Origin of the sequence: Polynucleobacter sp. HIN11 (assembly GCF_030297675.1) — a bacterium.
Lineage (GTDB): Bacteria > Pseudomonadota > Gammaproteobacteria > Burkholderiales > Burkholderiaceae > Polynucleobacter.
The window spans coordinates 691,176-709,928 of record NZ_AP028142.1 but is presented as its reverse complement, the minus strand read 5'-3'; the positions used below and the strand labels follow the sequence as shown (position 1 = coordinate 709,928).

Sequence of the window (18,753 nt, the reverse complement as noted above, 5' to 3'; positions counted from 1 at the left end):
TGTATCTCAGCGGCTTAAGACCTGAAGGACCTCTTGGAGCTCCTCGCGTAATCGCAAGGTCGATTTACTCTCGTCTAAACGGTTTTTTGCACCGCTGATCGTAAATCCCTCTTCGTACAATAGCGTACGAATTTGACGGATTAAGACCACCTCATGATGCTGGTAGTAGCGGCGATTACCACGACGCTTTTGCGGTCGCAGTTGAACGAATTCTTGCTCCCAATAACGCAATACATGGGGCTTTACCCCGCACAACTCCCCCACTTCGCCAATCGTGAAATACCGCTTACTCGGGATTGGGGGAAGCAGCGAAACCGTATTCGCTTTGGAATCAAGCTCTGTTTTGGTTCTGAGCATGGGACTCGACCGCGTCCTTTAGCTTCTGACTGGCATGAAAAGTGACGACACGTCGCGCCGCAATCGGGATCATCTCACCCGTCTTTGGATTACGCCCTGGGCGCGCAGTTTTATTGCGCAACTGAAAATTACCAAACCCTGAGATCTTGACCTCAACCCCAGATTCCAGAGTCTCGCCAATTCGATTAAAAAAGGCGTCAATCATGTCTTTTGCTTCGCGCTTATTGAGACCAACTTGATCAAATAAGGCTTCCGAGAGTTCATTTTTGGTCACGGTTTGATTATTTGCAGTCATAGCGACACTCTTTTCTGATTCTAATAAATTGGTTTTCAGTAACTAATATAGCAAATCCGGATTGCCGCTAGCGCAATCGCGCTTTGCAGTGATTCTTTAAGGCGTCCAATAAGGCGGTCATGCAGGTTTCCACTTCTTTATCTTGCAGTGTATCTTGATCATTCACTAGGGTGACCCGAAACGCAAGGCTTTTCTCATGAAGCGCCATCGAGCTGCTCTCTTTTTGAGGACGAAACTCATCAAAGAGCTCGATTTTGCGAACGAATGGTTGGCGTTGTGCCAGCATCACATCCAGTAAGGACTGCGCTGGAACTGATTGGTCCACCACAACAGCCAGATCACGTTGCACTGCAGGAAACTTACTAATCTCCGTCGGTGCTGGTAAGCCCACATCACAAATTGAATCCCAATTAAGAGAAAACAATACTGGGGCCGAACTCAGCTCATAGGTTTGCTGTAAAGCTGGATGCAACTCACCAATCCAACCAATTACATGATCGCCCAAATAAATATGGGCGCTGCGGCCCGGATGCAAAGCGGGATGGGTTTCTTTGTCAGCTTTGGTCTCGATCTGTAATGGGCTTAGTAAGCGCTGGAGATCGCCCTTCACGTCAAAGAAATCCACCAAACGATTGGGCGATGCCCATTGCTCAGGGTTGACATAACCATAGGCCAAGCCGCCCACTTGTTTGGTTTGGATAAAACCTGCGACGATGCCAGGAGCCTCTGGTTGACTCGCATCCCTAGTAAATACTCGACCGATCTCAAAAATACGAACCCGTCCGGCACCGCGATTCAGATTGCTGCGCAGGTTCTGTAAGAGGCCGCCCCATAAATTGCTGCGCATCACACCATACTGGCTCGCTATCGGATTGAGTACGGTGATAGGACTGTTCTGTCCCATCTGCAGTTCGGATTGGGGATCAATAAATCCAAAGTTCAAGACCTCTTGATAACCCTCATGTGCTAAGCGATGGCGCAACGCGTGCACCGGTCGTTGGCGCTCCTGCGGGGCACTCATCTTCAGCTCGGCTTTTGGTGGAGAATCGGGAATGTTCTCGAATCCATATAAACGCGCTACTTCTTCGATGAGATCTTCCTCGATATCGAGATCAAAGCGATAACTTGGGGCCTTAACAGTAAATACACTAGCCTCGCCCTGCCCTGAAACAGTGAACTCGAGACCCAAGCGTTTGAATACATCACTCACTTGCTCGATGCTTAATGGAATACCAATCACACGTTGAGCTCGCTCGAGGCGCATCGCTACTGCTTTGCGTTCTGGCAATTGTGTAATTTGATCATCGATCGGCCCCAATTGACCGCCACAGATCTCCACAATGAGCTGACTAAGGTAGTCCAATGCAGAAATGGTTAATTGTGGATCAACACCCCGCTCAAAGCGGTGCCCCGCATCGGTTGTAAAGTGATAGCGTCGGGCGCGACCTGCTATTGCAGCAGGCCACCAAAAGGCTGCCTCAACATAAATGTTCTGAGTTGCATCACTCACTGCGGTACGATCCCCGCCCATGATGCCAGCAAGACTGATGGGGCCTTCTTGATCCGCAACCACTCCAACGCGTAGTCCTTCTAAATGCGCTTCCACGGTTTGATCATTGAGCAACTTCAATGACTCGCCGGGCTTACCCCAGCGGACTTCAATCGGATCCTTGAGTTGATCAAGATCGAATATGTGATTAGGCTGACCGATCTCGAGCATCACATAATTGGAGATATCTACCAATGGCGAAATACTACGCTGACCCGCGCTCGCTAGGCGGTCTTTAATCCAAGCTGGCGTCTCTACCCTGACGTTCACTCCACGGATCACGCGACCGGCAAAGCGACCGCATAGATCTGAATCCATTATTTTGACCGACACACGGTCGTTAATTGTTGACGCAAGTGACTCGCGCTTTGGAACACAAAGAGCAGCGCCTGTAATCGCAGCAACTTCTCTCGCAATCCCGATGATGGATAAACAGTCGGCCTTATTGGGAGTTAATTTGATCGTAAAAAGTTGATCGTCTAGGTGCAAATAGGTTCGCAGATCTTGCCCGATCGGCGCATCACTGGGCAGCTCCAAAATCCCGGCATGATCTTCGCCGAGACCCAACTCGCGTCCCGAACATAACATGCCATTACTTTCCACACCACGTAACTTGCCAACCTTGATCTGAAATGGTTTTCCACCAACTTCACTCGGCGGCAACTCAGCCCCAACCAAGGCGCAGGGAATTTTGATGCCAGCACGTGCATTCGGTGCGCCACACACAATTTGTAAGTTGGGATGATCGGGTCCTGCATTCACGCGGCATACCCGTAAGCGATCAGCATCGGGGTGCTGCTCTGCTGAAATAATTTCAGCAACCACGATCTTAGTGAATGGCGGTGCTAGTGAGCGTCGCTCCTCAACCTCAAGACCGGCCATGGTCAGAGCATGCGACAATGCCTCACTATCAATGGGTGGATTAACGAACTGGCGTAACCAGGATTCAGAAAATTGCATGATGGGAACTAGGCCGGAAATTGCGCAAGAAAGCGCAGATCGTTATCAAAGAAAAGGCGTAGGTCGTCGATGCCATAACGCAGCATAGTTAGACGCTCGAGCCCCGATCCAAAGGCAAATCCCATATACCGCTCAGGATCAATCCCCATATTACGCAACACATTGGGATGAACTTGACCTGCCCCCGAGATCTCCAACCATCGACCGGCTAATTTACCGCTCGCAAAGGCCATGTCAATCTCGGCTGAGGGCTCAGTAAATGGAAAATACGATGGACGAAAGCGTACTTGTAAGGCATCGGTCTCAAAAAAGGTCCGCAAGAAGTCCGTATAAACGCCCTTGAGATCAGCAAAGGACACATCCTTCGCAATCCATAAACCCTCCACTTGATGAAACATGGGCGAATGCGTTGCGTCACTATCGACGCGGTAGGTCCGACCCGGCGCAATTACTTTGATCGGCGGCATATTGTCTTGACCATAACGTTTTACGTGCTCACTCGCATAACGCACCTGAATCGGACTGGTGTGCGTTCTGAGTAAAAGCGGTTTACCGTGCGTATCCTTGCCGTCAACATAAAAGGTATCCTGCATCGAACGTGCGGGATGATTCTCAGGGCTATTAAGGGCAGTGAAATTAAACCAGTCGGTTTCAATCTCTGGACCATCGGCGACATCAAAACCAATCGAATGAAAGATGGTTTCAACCCGCTCCCAGGTTCGCATCACAGGGTGCAAACTACCAAATGCCTGCCCACGACCCGGCAATGAGACATCAATTGCTTCGGCGGCAAGTCGGGCTTGTAATACTTGATCTGCTAAGGCTTGACGGCGGGCGTTTAAGGCGTCCTCAACGGCTGTTTTGGCTTGGTTGATCTCCGCACCCGCGCTTTTGCGTTCATCGGGCGACATCCCGCCAAGCGCCTTTAAGCGCTCAGTTAAAAGTCCTGATTTACCGAGATACCGAGCTTTTGCATCCTCCAAAGCAGCGGGGTCGCTAGCTTTGGAGAAATCGCGTTTGGCATCCTCGACAAGTTGGTCGAGAGAAACCATGGCTGCAGGAACTTAAGCGTGTGCTACAGCAGATTTGACGCGTGTGACCAAAGCAGCAAATGCGTCTTTGTCAAACACAGCCATATCCGAGAGAACTTTGCGATCGAGTTCGATCGACGCTTTCTTCATGCCATTCATGAATACGCTATAGGTCATATCGTGTTCACGCACAGCAGCGTTGATCCTGGCAATCCATAAAGCACGGAATACGCGCTTCTTATTACGACGGTCGCGATAGGCATATTGCCCAGCGCGCATGACCGCTTCTTTAGCGATCCGGAATACGTTTTTACGACGTCCACGATAGCCAGTTGCAGCATCGGTGACTTTCTTATGACGGGCTCTCGCTGTAACCCCACGTTTTACTCTTGGCATTGTGCTCTCCTAAGATTTATGCGTAAGGCATCATGGCGCGAATCGACTTAACGTCCGATTTCGCGACCGGAGCGGAACCCCGCAACTGACGCTTGTTTTTGGTGGTTTTCTTAGTGAGGATGTGACGCTTAAACGCCTGTCCTCGCTTAATCGATCCGCTCGCGCGGACCTTGAAGCGCTTGGCTGCGCCACTTTTGGTCTTCATTTTGGGCATGACTGCTCCCTTTTCTTCTCTGTGCGACTACGGTGGCAACCGACGGCTGCTCTTCCTGTACCGATCATTCGCTACTTAGTACTACCTACTGCAACAACAAACTCTTACTTCTTCTTGGCGGGCGCTAAGACCATCACCATTTGTCGGCCTTCCATCTTGGGAAACTGCTCGACTTGACCATAAGGCTCTAAATCCGCCTTTAGTCGATCCAACATCTTTGCACCGATTTCTTGATGGGCCATTTCGCGACCCCGAAACCGAAGCGTAATTTTTGTTTTATCGCCGTCTTCTAAAAAGCGAATCAAATTACGTAGCTTCACACCATAATCACCATCATCGGTACCAGGCCGGAATTTCACTTCCTTCACCTGAATCACCTTCTGCTTCAGCTTGGCTTCGTGCTGACGCTTGGCTTCCTGGTATTTGAACTTACCGAAATCCATCACTCGGACCACGGGTGGATCAGCATTTGGAGCAATCTCGACTAAGTCGGTATCTTCTTCCTCAGCTAACCGTAAGGCTTCGTTCAACTTAACTACACCGACCACATTACCGTCGGATCCGATCAAACGCACTACAGGGGCAGTAATTTCCTGATTGATGCGTTGCAATTTTTCAGTAGCGATCTTCTAATTCCTCTCTCAAAAACAATCAAAAGCCATCACACCCCCTAGCTATGCTCGGGTCCGACTTTCTGGGCAATATCCTGCTGGAGTCGGGTGACGAAGGCATCTATGGGCATTACCCCAAGATCAATTCCGCCACGGGCACGAACGGCCACCGTATTACTTTCACGCTCTTTATCGCCAACAACAAGCAAATAAGGCAGTTTTTGTAACGCGTGCTCGCGTATTTTATACGTAATTTTCTCGTTTCGCAAATCGGATTCCACTCTAAACCCTTGTTTTTTCAGCATTTGCTGGATTTTTTGGGCATATTCGGCCGAATTTTCAGAGATATTGAGGACGATCGCCTGGGTTGGCGCCAGCCAAACCGGCATCGCGCCAGCGTGATTTTCAATCAGAATCCCGATAAATCGCTCCAAGGAGCCCACAATCGCACGGTGCAGCATCACGGGTACTTTACGGCTGTTATCTTCGGCTACGTACTCAGCCCCTAAGCGAGCTGGCATGGAAAAGTCGACCTGCATCGTGCCGCACTGCCAGGATCGCCCAATCGAATCCTTGAGGTGGTACTCAATCTTGGGCCCGTAGAAAGCGCCCTCACCAGGCAGCTCTTCCCAAGTTTGCCCAGATGCTTTGAGTGCTCCCCGCAGTGATGCCTCGGCTTTATCCCAAATGACATCATCCCCCACCCGCTTGGTAGGACGCAGGGCTAATTTCACAGCGACTTCTGTAAAACCAAAATCACGATAGACCGCTCGGACTGCTTGGTCAAATGCGGCGACCTCCGCCTGAATCTGATCCTCGGTACAAAAGATGTGGCCATCGTCTTGGGTGAATCCACGCACACGCATCAATCCATGAAGTGCGCCCGAGGGTTCATTGCGATGGCATTGCCCAAACTCACCAAAGCGCAGCGGTAACTCACGATAACTATGCAAGCCTGAATTAAAGATTTGTACATGGCCTGGGCAGTTCATGGGCTTTAATGCATAGGCTCGGTTCTCCGACTCGGTCGTGAACATATTCTCTTTGTAGTTGTCCCAGTGGCCGGATTTTTCCCAAAGACCACGATCGAGGATTTGCGGAGCCTTGACCTCCTGATAGCCCTCTTGCTGATACACGCGGCGCATGTACTGCTCCACCTCTTGCCAAATGGCCCAACCTTTGGGGTGCCAGAACACCAGACCTGGCGCCTCATCCTGAAAATGGAATAGATCCAATTGTTTGCCTAAGCGCCGATGATCGCGCTTCTCAGCCTCCTCCAGCATATGCAAGTAGGCGTCTTGATCTTCCTTCTTGGTCCAAGCAGTACCGTAAATCCGCTGCAACATCTCATTCTTGCTATCACCGCGCCAATACGCGCCGGCGAGTTTCATGAGCTTAAATACCTTGAGCTTTCCAGTCGATGGTACGTGAGGGCCACGGCAGAGGTCGGTAAATTTGCCCTCGGTGTAAAGCGAGACCTCTTCATTTTGCGGAATGCTTGCAATGATCTCAGCTTTATAGATTTCGCCTTGCTTTTTAAAGAACTCAACCGCTTGATCACGAGGCATCACTTGACGAACAACAGGCTCATCCTTCTTTGCCAGCTCCAGCATTTTTTTCTCAAGCGCAGCTAAATCGTCTGGAGTGAAAGGTCGGTGATACGAGAAGTCGTAATAGAAGCCGTTCTCAATCACAGGGCCAATCGTGACCTGCGCATCGGGGAACAATTCTTTAACAGCATATGCAAGTAGATGGGCAGTGGAATGACGAATGATGTCCAGACCCTCGGGATTTTTATCGGTAATGATGGCCAATTGCACATCGCGATCAATTGTGTGACTTAGATCCACTAAGCGACCATCCACGGAACCCGCGAGTGCAGCTTTGGCTAAGCCGCTACCAATCGATTGGGCAACTTCAGCAATGGTCACTGGCGCAGCAAACTCGCGCTTTGAGCCATCCGGAAGAGTAACCGCAACCATACACACTCCATGCATAAAAGAGAATGCGCGTTCGTCCTTAACACTATGAACACAACGCGCATTACGATTTGTTTCGTTGGTAGGCTCGATTGGACTCGAACCAACGACCCCCACCATGTCAAGGTGGTGCTCTAACCAGCTGAGCTACGAGCCTATATTTATCAGGAGTTTATCACCGCCGACGCACTTCGGTGACGCCGCGCAATCCCTCAAGCCCCGTTTGCACTAAACGGAGGGCCTCCGCATTGGAGATTTCAACGGTTAATTGAATATGCGCTATGCCTTTACGAACCGATTTTTTGAGATCAATCACATGGATACCAATCTTGGAAGTAATCTCAAAAAGTTCCCGCATGAGCTCGGGTCGATCAAGTCCAATGATGGATAAATCGGCAGGAAAAACGCGTTCTTTGTTGCTGCCCTGCTCTGGATTTAATTTGGCACTCCACGCGGTTTGGATGACACGCTCTGGGGCACGCTCCAAGAGTCCTCGAAAGGTTTTACAACTGCGCCGATGAATCGATACGCCACGGCCTTGCGTGACAAAACCAGCGATTGGATCTGGAGGAACGGGTCGACAGCATTTAGCCAATTGCGTCAGCAAGGAATCTACCCCCACGACCAATACATCACCGCGCTGATTGGCCGCAGTTGCGCGGGTGCGTATCTGAATTTCTTCCTTCTTATCAAATACCTTATCCGGGCCCTTATCGAGCTTGCCATCACTTGCTTTGCTGGGCGCTTGACTCGCCTCATCGTCAAGGGCGTTGAACCAAGCCCGAACCCTTGCACGTGCCCGTTGTGAACGCAAATAGCCACGCTCGGGGTTGAGCCAATCCCTTGAGGGCCCACCTTGCTTAACAGAAATAATTTCTACGGTCTGGCCATTATGTAAGGGAGTATCGAGCGGCACCATGGCTCCATCAATCCGGGCACCGCGACAGCGATGGCCAAGATCGGTATGCACTGCATAGGCAAAGTCGATCGGCGATGAACCCTTCTCCAAAGCGATTACTTTTCCCAAAGGGGTTAGAACATAAATATGATCATCAATCTCGTGATGCTTGAGCTGTTCCCAGGCATCTTCTTTCCATGAGATTAATTGCCGCGCCCAGGCAATTTGGCGCTCATAGGCTACCGCAGCACTATGGGTTCCGAGATCTTTTGCTTGCGCCGCATACGCGCCCTCTTTATAGCGCCAGTGTGCTGCTAAGCCATACTCCGCCTGGCGATGCATTTCTTGAGTACGAATCTGAATCTCAAATGCAATCCCGTCCTCATCGATCACAACGGTATGTAGAGATTGATAACCGTTTGGTTTGGGCCTGGCAATATAGTCATCAAACTCTTTCGGTACCGGTTGCCAGATGTTGTGCACTAAGCCCAGAGTCGCATAGCACGATTTAACATCATCGACTAGAACCCGAAATGCCCTCACATCATAGAGATTGGCAAACTCTAAGGATTTGCCCTGCATCTTTTTCCAGATGCTGTAGATGTGCTTCGGTCTTCCTTGGACATCAGCCGTGATATTAGCAAGCGATAGCTCGTGATTGAGGCGCTTGATGACATCCGCAATGAATTGCTCACGCTCTACGCGTTTGGCATCCAATAGTCCCGCAATTTCTTTATAGGTATCAGGCGCGACAACCCGAAATGCCAGATCCTCCATTTCCCATTTCATTTGCCAGATACCCAGGCGATTAGCTAAGCTTGCATCGATATCTAAAATCTCCTGAGCCCACGAAGCCTGTGTTGCAATCCGATGCTTTGAAATCCAGCGTAGGGTCTGTAAGCGCGACGCTAGATAAATAAGCACAACGCGTAGATCATTACCGAATGCCAACAGCATTTTGCGCAAGATCTCTTCTTGACCTGCTACCCGCGACTGTCCGTCGTGCTTAGTGAGCTTTGCTTGCGCCTGACGCAGACCGCGGTAACCAATCAATAAGGTAGCGGTATCCTGCCCGAGTTGCTTAATTAAAGCTTCTTTGCTCAGCGTGCTGTGTAAATGATGTGCAGCAATGATGCTTGCCTCATCCAAACGTAGCGTTTGCAAAATTTCTGCGACAGCATGGGAATGAGCCTCTTCAGGCTCACCAAACCAGGCGTCGCCCTCAAGCGCCTGTATGGGATTTGTCGATAACGGCAATACTGACTCGTTTGTACTCACAGCGATCAATCGTTATAAGCAGATAAGCCACTATAGAAAGAATTGGCGCGCAATGTCAATTTGCTCTTTTTTGATAAAGGCCGGGGCATGACCGGTATGGGGGATCTCAATACTCTTTGCATGCGGATTTAATTGACACATCTCGTCAACCGTTTGTCTCGACAGCAAGTCCGAGTCCGCACCACGCACAATCAAAATGGGGCATTTAATTTGCTGAAAACTTTGCCACATCGCTAGCTCACCCGCTTGAGCTAGGGCCGGCGTCACCGAAGCAAAGGGAACAGAAATAGCTGGGTCATAGTGCAAAATCCACTGCTGATCTTTTTGAATCAGCATGGGTCCATTGAGAAGCTCCCATTCGGCATCCGTGTGTTTTCCGAAGGGAGTACAAATCGATTTCAGTTTATCCATCGCTTCATCGCGATTGACATAGGAAAACGGTTTGCCAACATAGCTCGCCAACCGAATCAATGCGGCGGGCTCGATTCGTGGTCCGACATCATTTAGCAATAGTCTCTTAACACCGTTACCTGGAATAGCCGCGTACACCATACCAATTAAGCCGCCCATCGAGGTTCCAAACCAATTGACTGTATGGACTTTCAATTTAGCGCTTAAGGCCGTCATATCACTTACGTATTGAGGAACCGTGTAAAACATGGGATTACTTAAGTAATCAGAATTTCCTCGGCCGACGATGTCTGGACAAACCACAAAATGACGATCGCACAAGACCTCAGCCATTGCCCGAAAATCACTACCCCGTCGAGATAGGCCGTGCACGCAGTACAGCACACTCGGATTCTGTGGATCTCCCCAAGTATGAAACGCCATCCGATGGGTACCGGCTGGACTAGTGCATTGCACATAATCGGTATGACCATGATGGTCTCTATTGAGTAAGGCGGTATGACGCGCCTGCTCAACACTGGCTGGCGGCGATTCAAGTTCTTGTTTGCCAGCTTCCTCAGGCTGTAGCGTAATGTGGTCAATACCGTATGACTCTCGCAGCATGGTGGTCAAGTTTGCAAGGATCCGCGGCCACTGCTTAAATTGTTTGATCTCCACATGAGCGATTAATGCGGGATGGCCAGGGCTCATTTCCCAAACATGTAGATCGTGAATCGCCATAACCCCTTCAATACGGGTTAAATCTTCCCCCACCTTCACATAGTCAATATGCAGCGGCACACCTTCCATTAAGAAGTGATAGGACTCTTTGAGAATGGCAACGGTGGATTTTAGGATCAAGAGCGCTACAAAGATCGATAAGATGGGGTCGATCGGCATCCACCCTGTGAGCTGAATCACCACTCCCGATACCAAGGCGGCAATCGATCCCAGAAGGTCACCCATCACATGTACCAGTGCAGCTCGGGTATTGACACTCTTTTGATCGCGTGACAGTACCCAAGCAACGATCAGATTTACGGCAAGACCAATAGCGGCAACAATAGTCACGGTCATTCCTGCCACGGGGTGCGGGTCCTGAATACGGCTTATGGCTTCAATCGCAATCCAAATGACAAGACCAACCATCACCAAGCTGTTTACAAAAGCAGCAAGTGCTTCGGCGCGACCAAATCCAAAAGAATGTTTGGCGGATGGCGGACGTTTGGCAATGTATTGCGCCAGAATGGCAAGTCCCAATGCCGCAGAGTCAGTCACCATATGTCCAGCGTCGGACATCAATGCTAGGGAACCTGAAATTAGACCTGCAAAGAACTCAACGCATGCAAATCCAAGTGTGAAGAATATGGCAATCCATAAAAAGGATTGCTTGCGATCAGCTACCGCGTGGGTGTGACGCGCATCCCCGCGTTTATGGGCATGTAATGGCTCGCTATTCAATGAACCGCACTAGTGTCAATGGGGGCGCCGGTCTTCGCCTGAATCTCTTCTTTGGTCACACCGGGCGCTAGTTCTACCAACTTCAATCCTTTGGGGGTGATATCGAGTACACCCAAATCGGTGATGATGCGATCAATCACACCTAATCCAGTTAATGGCAAAGTGCACTTGGGCAGAATTTTGATTTCTTCGGTACCGTCTTTTTTCTTCGCCACGTGCTCCATCAGCACCACGACGTGTTTCACGCCAGCAACCAAGTCCATCGCCCCACCCATGCCCTTCACCATTTTTCCAGGAATCATCCAGTTGGCTAAATCGCCATGCTCACTAACCTGCATTGCGCCCAAGATCGCGATATTGATCTTACCGCCCCGTATCATCCCAAAGGAGTCAGCCGATGAAAAAATAGCTGACCCCGGTAGGGTTGTCACGGTTTGCTTTCCGGCATTAATCATGTCTGCATCCACTTGTGCTTCGGTGGGAAATGGTCCAATCCCCAACAAGCCATTCTCAGACTGCAACCAAACCTCCATCCCAGCGGGAACATGGTTTGCCACCAAGGTGGGCATGCCAATACCTAAATTGACGTAGTAACCATCTTTTAACTCTTTTGCAGCACGGGCTGCCATTTCATCACGATTCCAAGGCATTGCAATTTCCTCTGTGTAATCTTTTCAAATAAATGCTTATTTAGATAGCGTGCGTTGCTCAATCCGTTTTTCCGGTTGAGGGTTGAGCACAATCCGATGGGCATAAATACCAGGGGTATGAATTTGATCTGGAATGAGATCTCCGTTTTCCACGATCTCTTCGACTTCCACCACAGTGATCTTTCCTGCCATCGCGACAACTGGATTAAAGTTGCGTGCTGTTAAGCGATAAAGCAAGTTACCTGCTTTATCCGCTTTCCATGCTTTAACGAGCGAGACATCGGCAACCAATGAGCGCTCTAGGATGTACTTTTCTCCATCAAATTCACGCTCATCCTTACCTTCAGCCACAATCGTTCCAACGCCGGTCTTGGTATAAAACGCTGGGATACCGCAGCCGCCTGCACGCAACTTCTCTGCTAACGTACCTTGAGGGGTAAATTCCAATTCGAGTTCACCAGCTAAATATTGACGCTCAAACTCTTTGTTTTCTCCAACATAAGAGGCAATCATTTTTTTGATCTGCCGAGTCGCCAGCAAAATCCCCAAGCCAAAATCATCTACTCCAGCATTATTAGATATTGCTGTGAGATTTTTGGTACCCAAGTCTTTAACCGCAGCAATCAGTGCCTCTGGAATGCCACACAAACCAAAACCGCCAACCGCGATGGTTTGCCCATCTTTCATAATGTCCTCAAGAGCAGCGCGGGCATTGGGAAATATCTTGTTCATTCGCCTAACTTTCTTTCACGTTCTTTAATCAATACCGGATATCACCTAAATGATAACCGCTCTGAATGACCGATTCATGGCTTAAAAGCACTAAACTAGAGTGATGAATACCGAGGAATTACTTGCTCAATACGGCCCGCGCGAGGCCATGGACTATGACCTCGTGATCGTCGGGGGTGGCCCCGCTGGGCTATCGGCAGCAATCCACGCCAAACAAATTGCCCAGCGCGAGGGTCGTGAGATCTCCGTTTGCGTATTAGAAAAGGGTTCTGAGGTCGGCGCTCATATTTTGTCGGGCGCCATCATGGATCCACGCGCCCTCACAGAATTATTTCCTGATTGGCAAGCACTGGGGGCTCCGCTCGAGACACCGGTTAGTAAAGATGAATTCATCTTTTTGACCGAATCGAGCTCGTTCACGGTACCCCATCTTTTGCTACCAGAGTGCTTTAACAACTACGGTAATTACATTTTGAGTTTAAGTAATTTCACGCGCTGGCTCGGTGGCCAAGCGGAGCAACTGGGCGTTGATATTTTTCCAGGGTTTGCTGCGGCAGAAATTTTGTTTAATTCCCAGGGTGCGGTTTGCGGAGTCGCTACCGGTAATTTAGGAATTCATAAAGATGGGCAGATCTCAGAACAGTTTCAGCTTGGCATGGAATTGCGAGCCAAGTACACCTTATTTGCTGAAGGCTCACGCGGTCATCTCGGCAGACAACTGATCACTAAATACCAACTCGATCGCCAATCCGATCCACAGAGTTACGGTATTGGCATTAAAGAACTCTGGGAAGTAACGCCTGAGAACCATCGCCCGGGTTTAGTGATTCATACGGCAGGATGGCCCTTAGATCGTCAGACCTATGGCGGATCTTTTTTGTATCACTTTGGTGAAAACAAGGTGGCCGTCGGCATGGTGGTTGGCCTCTCCTACCGCAACCCTTATCTCAGTCCCTTTGATGAGTTCCAACGCTATAAATTGCATCCTGCGATTCGTCCGACGTTCGAGGGTGGTAAGCGCTTGGCCTATGGTGCACGTGCCATTACCGCTGGCGGCTTAAATAGTTTGCCGCAAACGGTGTTCCCTGGCGGCGCCCTGATTGGCTGCGATGCGGGCTACCTCAACGCATCCCGCATCAAAGGCAGTCATGCAGCGATTAAATCCGGTATGTTAGCGGCCCAAGCAGCCATGTCTGCGCTCTCTGAAAATCGGGCCAATGATATTTTGAGCGCTTACCCCAGTGCCTTTAAAAATAGTTGGCTGTATACCGAACTCAAGCAGGCGCGTAACTTTAAAGCATGGATGTCTAAAGGTTTATATCTCGGCACCCTCATGGTTGGTATTGAACAAAAAGTGTTTGGTGGAAATGTGCCATGGACCATTCATCAGAAAAAAGCTGACTACGAATATCTTGAACCGGCGCGCCTTCATCAGGTTATTGAATATCCAAAACCCGATGGCAAAATTACTTTTGATCGACTCTCCTCGGTATTTATCTCCAATACCAATCATGAGGAGAATCAACCAGCTCACTTAACCCTCAAGGATGAAAGTGTGCCGGTGGCCATTAACTTAGATATCTATGCGGGCCCTGAGCAACGCTACTGCCCAGCCGGTGTTTACGAATACATCGAGGTGGAAGGTAAGCCCAAGCTCCAAATCAATGCCCAAAACTGCGTGCATTGCAAAACCTGTGACATCAAAGATCCTACCCAGAATATTGTATGGGTCACCCCTGAAGGAGGCGGTGGTCCGAATTACTCAGGAATGTAAAGCAGTTTGTTTGGTTTTAACCTGCGCAATCGCAACACCGGCCAAGGCGCACGCCACCGCTGCCATACCAAACACTTGATTGGGGCCCCAATGATCCCAAATCCAGCCTGCGCATAAGCCACCCAAGGTTCCTCCAAAACCATAAGCAACCGTCGTAAAGAGTGCCTGACCGCGCGCTTGCAAGGGACCGCTGAACCAACCCTGAATTAATTTGGTACTTGCGCTATGGTGTGCTGCAAAGGTCGCGGCGTGCATTAGCTGCGCTAAGATTAATAGACTAGTACTGGCAAAGTAGCCGATTAATACAAAGCGGATCACCGCAATCATGAATGTTGCTTGCAACACACTCGTTGGTGAGTATCGCGACATGACCTTACTTTGAAAATAAAAGAAGATGACTTCTGCGGTCACTCCCAATGTCCAGAAAAACCCGATCTCGGATTTGCTGTAACCTAGATCTGCAAGGTAAAGGGAATAAAACACATAGAGTGCAGCATGGCCAAAGATCATGGCAAATGCGGAGACTAAAAACCAGCGCACCTCCACGCGCCGCAATACCGTACGGAGCTCACCACGCACCAAGGGTTGACGCTCAATCTTAGGCTCTCGAATTAAAAAGGTGTCGATCGCCAGTGCAATTAATACGCCTAAGCCTAACCAAGGGAAGATTTCGATACCCCACCATTGAAATACTTCACCAGCGAGCAAGACCATGGCAATAAAGCCAATCGATCCCCAAAGGCGTAGACGTCCATAGCGATGGTCAAACGAGTTATCTTTAAATAAGGCATGGACGGTGGCTGCCTCTCCAAGAGGAACCATACTGCTCAAAATGGTGTGCAGAATAAACATCCATATTAAAAATGGGATGTACTGTTCCAAATAGAAAATGACCAAGAAACACAGAACCGCCAGGACTCCGCAAAAGCGCATGATGCCTACCCGGTTGGATAAATAATCCGAGAGCCATCCCCAAGAGAACGGCCCCAAGATGCGGGTTACCTGCAACATCGACATCAAAGCAGCAATTTCGATTGCCCCAAACCCCAGTTCCGAGAAGTACAAGCTTGCATACGGCGACATGAGGCCAATGTAGGCGAAGTACAAAAAGAAAAAGGCCCCGAAGGCCCAACGCGAAGACGCTGTCATGAATTCTTAGGTGCTACGAGAGGCAGCAATTGCGGGAGGGCTCACCGCGACATCGCCGCATTGAGCACGATGACGCAAAGCATGATCCATTAGCACCAATGCCAACATCGCTTCAGCAATTGGCGCAGCACGAATTCCGACGCAGGGATCATGACGCCCTTTGGTCTGAATCGTTGCAGACTTACCCTGCAAGTCAATGGTCTCTTTGGGGCTCATGATGCTTGAAGTTGGCTTGATCGCAATCGATACACGAATATCTTGCCCAGTGCTAATACCGCCTAGAACACCGCCGGCATTGTTACTTGCAAAGCCATCTGGATGCATCTCATCACCGTGCGCACTTCCCTTTTGGGTAACCACCCCAAATCCTTCGCCAATCTCAACGCCCTTAACGGCATTAATACCCATCATCACATGGGCAATATCGGCGTCTAACTTATCAAAGAGAGGCTCGCCCAAACCAATGGGTACATGGTGAGCCACAACCTCAATTTTGGCTCCACACGAATCGCCGGCTTTACGGAGCCGATCCATGTACTCTTCGAGCTTCGGAATGATGCTGGCATTCGCGGCAAAGAATGGATTGCGAGCAATTTCTTTTGCATCTTCAAATGGAATGGCAATCTCACCCAGTTGGCTCATATGTGCCACGATTTGGGTACCGTAGTGTTCCCGCAACCATTTTTTAGCGATTGCTGCGGCAGCAACTACGGGGGCAGTTAAACGCGCCGAGGAGCGCCCGCCGCCGCGTGGATCTCGAAAGCCATATTTATGGTGATAGGTGTAATCAGCGTGACCTGGACGAAAGGTCTGCAAGATCTCGCTGTAATCTTGGCTGCGTTGATCGGTATTACGAATCAATAAACAAATGGGGGTGCCCGTGGTTTTGCCCTCAAACACGCCAGACAAAATCTCAACCTTGTCCTCTTCTTTGCGTTGGGTCACATGGCGCGATGTTCCGGGTTTGCGACGATCTAGATCAACCTGAATATCATCGACCGATAGTTCCATTCCTGGTGGACAACCATCCACCACCGCACCTATCGCAGGACCATGCGACTCACCAAAGGTGGTCACAGCAAATAGAAGACCTAAAGTATTTCCAGACATACCAACATTATGGCACTAGGCAGAGGACCGCTCCCGTAGGCGGTTTTGCCGAATCGCTGGCAAGTTTGCCACAATCACCGCACCGGCAAGGGTGAGCCACCAGGTGATATAGATCCAAATCAACATCAGGGGCACGATCGCAAAGGTACCATAAACGGTTTTATAAAAGGCCGCCTGGGTCATGAAATAGGCAAATCCAAACTTGGTGATCTCGTAAGCGACCGCCACAAAAGCAGCCCCCACAAATGCATCACGCCAAGTCACTGGGGCATAGGGCAGAATTCGGTAGGCCAGAGCAAAAACGATGAGTGCCAATACGCTGGGAATAATCGTGCTGATGAATTTAAATCCAGCTGATAAGGCCGGGAACCAACCGCTAGCAGAACCCAACAATATGCCGCTGAGGTAAATCCCCAGACCTAAGAGGATGGGGCCGATCACGGTTGCCGCTAAATAGATGATGAGCTTTTTTAGAAAGGGTCGACGCTCTTTGACCTTCCAGATCTCATTAAAAGCGCGCTCAATTACCACCATGGTCAAAATCGTTGTAATGACCAGCCCAAGCGAGCCCACGATGGTTAACCCCTTGGCTTTGGCAGAGAACTGATTGAGGTAACCAAATACCTGTTGACTAATTCCGCCGGGGAAATAGTTCTTTAATAGCCAGGTCTGAAAGGCATTGCGTAGATTAATCACTGCTGGGAATTGACTTAGCAAGATCGACCCAATGGTGAGCATTGGCACCAAAGACAAAATGGTGGTGAATGACAAACTGGCCGATACCTGGCTTAGGCGTAAATGTTGATTACGATCCCAGAGCTCCTTGCCTAGGGGCAACCAACGCTCGATCGGAAAAGATAATGGCATGACCGTATCATAGGGGATCTGTCTGAAATTCCAAAGAAAGTGCCGTTATGCGTTCATCCGAGATCCTAGTGTTGTACTACTCCCGCTATGGCGCGACCGAGAAGCTTGCTCGACTGATTGGCCAAGGAATTGAGAGTGTGCCCGGAGTTAGCATGCGCCTACGAACGGTACCCGCGGTATCAACCGTTTGTGAGGCCAGTGAGCCGCCCGTACCTAAGGATGGGCCTCCGTATGTCGAGTACTCGGATTTGGAAGAATGCATTGGTCTAGCACTGGGTTCACCGACCCGCTTTGGCAATATGGCTGCACCGCTCAAGTATTTTTTGGACGGCAGTACCTCACATTGGCTAAGCGGTGCGCTGCAAGGCAAGCCCGCCTGTGTATTTACCAGCACTGGTAGTTTGCATGGCGGTCAGGAGACCACCCTCCTTTCCATGATGATCCCTCTTTTTCATCATGGCATGGTGTTGCTTGGTCTGCCCTATAGCAATCCCGAACTCATGAGCACCTCGAGTGGTGGAACACCATATGGTGTTTCGCACCTTGCGCACGCCGATGGCAGTGCCCCAATTAGTTCAGAAGAATCTCGCTTAGCCATTGCCCAAGGTAAGCGTTTGGCTGAAGTCGCTTTACGTCTTTACGGTTCTAAATAAGCCATGCTGAGCGGATTACTAAAAAAAGATAAGTATGTGCTGATTGCGAGTGCTGCAATCGTTGATTTAATTGTGTTGTGTGTAGCCTGGGAATGGGTCATTTCTCCGCTGCGTCCCGGGGGCTCATGGTTGGTGTTAAAGGCGGTACCTTTGATCATCATGTTGCCAGGGGTGTGGCGCGCGAACGTGTACACCATGCAATGGAGCAGCATGGCGATCCTGATTTACACCACCGAAGCCTTAACTCGCATTACCGAACCTGGTTGGAATATGTGGATGGCCATACTGGAACTCATCCTATCAGTAACTGTTTTTGTTGCTTTACTGATGCATCTCAAACCCATTAAGGCGGCGGCTAAGGCAAAAGCGGCGGACGAATCAAAGCACTAGAATCACCCC

Annotated in this window: 18 protein-coding genes and 1 tRNA gene; 3 read left to right on the top strand and 16 right to left on the bottom strand. The window is 49.8% G+C overall.

Going from position 1 to position 18,753, the window contains the following annotated elements; genetic code table 11:
* Positions 1 to 6: 6 nt before the first annotated feature.
* The 13 genes from QUE60_RS03735 to QUE60_RS03675 all read right to left on the bottom strand — a co-directional run bounded on the left by QUE60_RS03735 (position 7) and on the right by QUE60_RS03675 (position 12,801).
* Positions 7 to 357 carry a MerR family transcriptional regulator gene (locus tag QUE60_RS03735; protein WP_108508275.1) on the bottom strand — a complete coding sequence of 117 codons (351 nt, stop codon included), beginning with the start codon at positions 355 to 357 and terminating at the stop codon, positions 7 to 9.
* On the bottom strand, positions 332 to 652 hold the full coding sequence (locus QUE60_RS03730; RefSeq protein WP_108508274.1) for an integration host factor subunit alpha: 321 nt from the start codon (positions 650 to 652) through the stop codon (positions 332 to 334). The genes QUE60_RS03735 and QUE60_RS03730 overlap by 26 nt, the downstream gene beginning before the upstream one ends.
* Before the next feature lie 67 nt (positions 653 to 719).
* On the bottom strand, positions 720 to 3,161 hold the full coding sequence (pheT, locus tag QUE60_RS03725) for a phenylalanine--tRNA ligase subunit beta (protein ID WP_286227329.1): 2,442 nt from the start codon (positions 3,159 to 3,161) through the stop codon (positions 720 to 722).
* 8 nt (positions 3,162 to 3,169) lie between these two features.
* Entirely contained in the window at positions 3,170 to 4,213 is a 1,044-nt protein-coding gene (gene pheS, locus QUE60_RS03720; protein ID WP_286227328.1) for a phenylalanine--tRNA ligase subunit alpha, read from the bottom strand.
* 12 nt (positions 4,214 to 4,225) lie between these two features.
* Positions 4,226 to 4,588 (bottom strand): 50S ribosomal protein L20, encoded by a 363-nt coding sequence (gene rplT / locus QUE60_RS03715; RefSeq protein ID WP_108508272.1) that lies wholly within the window; start codon positions 4,586 to 4,588, stop codon positions 4,226 to 4,228.
* A gap of 16 nt (positions 4,589 to 4,604) precedes the next feature.
* Complete coding sequence (rpmI, locus tag QUE60_RS03710; RefSeq protein ID WP_108508271.1) at positions 4,605 to 4,802, bottom strand: 50S ribosomal protein L35; 198 nt, start codon at positions 4,800 to 4,802, stop codon at positions 4,605 to 4,607.
* A gap of 104 nt (positions 4,803 to 4,906) precedes the next feature.
* Entirely contained in the window at positions 4,907 to 5,428 is a 522-nt protein-coding gene (gene infC, locus QUE60_RS03705) for a translation initiation factor IF-3 (RefSeq protein ID WP_286227480.1), read from the bottom strand.
* A 44-nt stretch (positions 5,429 to 5,472) separates the two neighbouring features.
* The gene (thrS, locus tag QUE60_RS03700; protein ID WP_286227327.1) at positions 5,473 to 7,395 is read right to left on the bottom strand and encodes a threonine--tRNA ligase; all 1,923 of its coding nucleotides are present in this window, start codon (positions 7,393 to 7,395) and stop codon (positions 5,473 to 5,475) included.
* A gap of 77 nt (positions 7,396 to 7,472) precedes the next feature.
* Positions 7,473 to 7,549, bottom strand: a tRNA-Val gene (locus QUE60_RS03695).
* Positions 7,550 to 7,567: 18 nt separating this feature from the next.
* The gene (locus QUE60_RS03690; protein ID WP_458574802.1) at positions 7,568 to 9,547 is read right to left on the bottom strand and encodes a RelA/SpoT family protein; all 1,980 of its coding nucleotides are present in this window, start codon (positions 9,545 to 9,547) and stop codon (positions 7,568 to 7,570) included.
* 51 nt (positions 9,548 to 9,598) lie between these two features.
* Positions 9,599 to 11,419 carry an alpha/beta fold hydrolase gene (locus QUE60_RS03685; protein ID WP_286227325.1) on the bottom strand — a complete coding sequence of 607 codons (1,821 nt, stop codon included), beginning with the start codon at positions 11,417 to 11,419 and terminating at the stop codon, positions 9,599 to 9,601.
* Positions 11,416 to 12,069 (bottom strand): CoA transferase subunit B, encoded by a 654-nt coding sequence (locus QUE60_RS03680; protein ID WP_108508268.1) that lies wholly within the window; start codon positions 12,067 to 12,069, stop codon positions 11,416 to 11,418. Before QUE60_RS03680 ends, QUE60_RS03685 begins: the two co-directional genes overlap by 4 nt.
* Positions 12,070 to 12,105: 36 nt before the next feature.
* Entirely contained in the window at positions 12,106 to 12,801 is a 696-nt protein-coding gene (locus QUE60_RS03675) for a CoA transferase subunit A (RefSeq protein WP_286224528.1), read from the bottom strand.
* Positions 12,802 to 12,904: 103 nt separating this feature from the next.
* Between QUE60_RS03675 and QUE60_RS03670 the strand changes: the two genes are divergently transcribed.
* Complete coding sequence (locus tag QUE60_RS03670) at positions 12,905 to 14,575, top strand: electron transfer flavoprotein-ubiquinone oxidoreductase (protein WP_286227324.1); 1,671 nt, start codon at positions 12,905 to 12,907, stop codon at positions 14,573 to 14,575.
* On the opposite strand, the gene QUE60_RS03665 is transcribed toward QUE60_RS03670, so the two are convergent.
* From QUE60_RS03665 to QUE60_RS03655, 3 genes are read right to left on the bottom strand one after another with little or no spacing between them, the layout of a single operon-like run.
* Positions 14,564 to 15,724, bottom strand: coding sequence for an MFS transporter (locus QUE60_RS03665; protein WP_286227323.1), 1,161 nt, complete (start codon positions 15,722 to 15,724; stop codon positions 14,564 to 14,566). The two genes, QUE60_RS03670 and QUE60_RS03665, sit on opposite strands and share 12 nt — an antisense overlap.
* A 6-nt stretch (positions 15,725 to 15,730) precedes the next feature.
* Complete coding sequence (gene aroC / locus QUE60_RS03660) at positions 15,731 to 16,834, bottom strand: chorismate synthase (protein WP_286227322.1); 1,104 nt, start codon at positions 16,832 to 16,834, stop codon at positions 15,731 to 15,733.
* A gap of 15 nt (positions 16,835 to 16,849) precedes the next feature.
* On the bottom strand, positions 16,850 to 17,701 hold the full coding sequence (locus QUE60_RS03655; RefSeq protein WP_286227321.1) for a YihY family inner membrane protein: 852 nt from the start codon (positions 17,699 to 17,701) through the stop codon (positions 16,850 to 16,852).
* A 47-nt stretch (positions 17,702 to 17,748) separates the two neighbouring features.
* Between QUE60_RS03655 and wrbA the strand changes: the two genes are divergently transcribed.
* Both wrbA and QUE60_RS03645 read left to right on the top strand, forming a co-directional pair.
* On the top strand, positions 17,749 to 18,354 hold the full coding sequence (gene wrbA, locus QUE60_RS03650; protein WP_286227320.1) for an NAD(P)H:quinone oxidoreductase: 606 nt from the start codon (positions 17,749 to 17,751) through the stop codon (positions 18,352 to 18,354).
* Positions 18,355 to 18,357: 3 nt separating this feature from the next.
* Positions 18,358 to 18,744 (top strand): DUF2069 domain-containing protein, encoded by a 387-nt coding sequence (locus QUE60_RS03645; RefSeq protein WP_286227319.1) that lies wholly within the window; start codon positions 18,358 to 18,360, stop codon positions 18,742 to 18,744.
* The last annotated feature ends 9 nt before the right edge of the window (positions 18,745 to 18,753 follow it).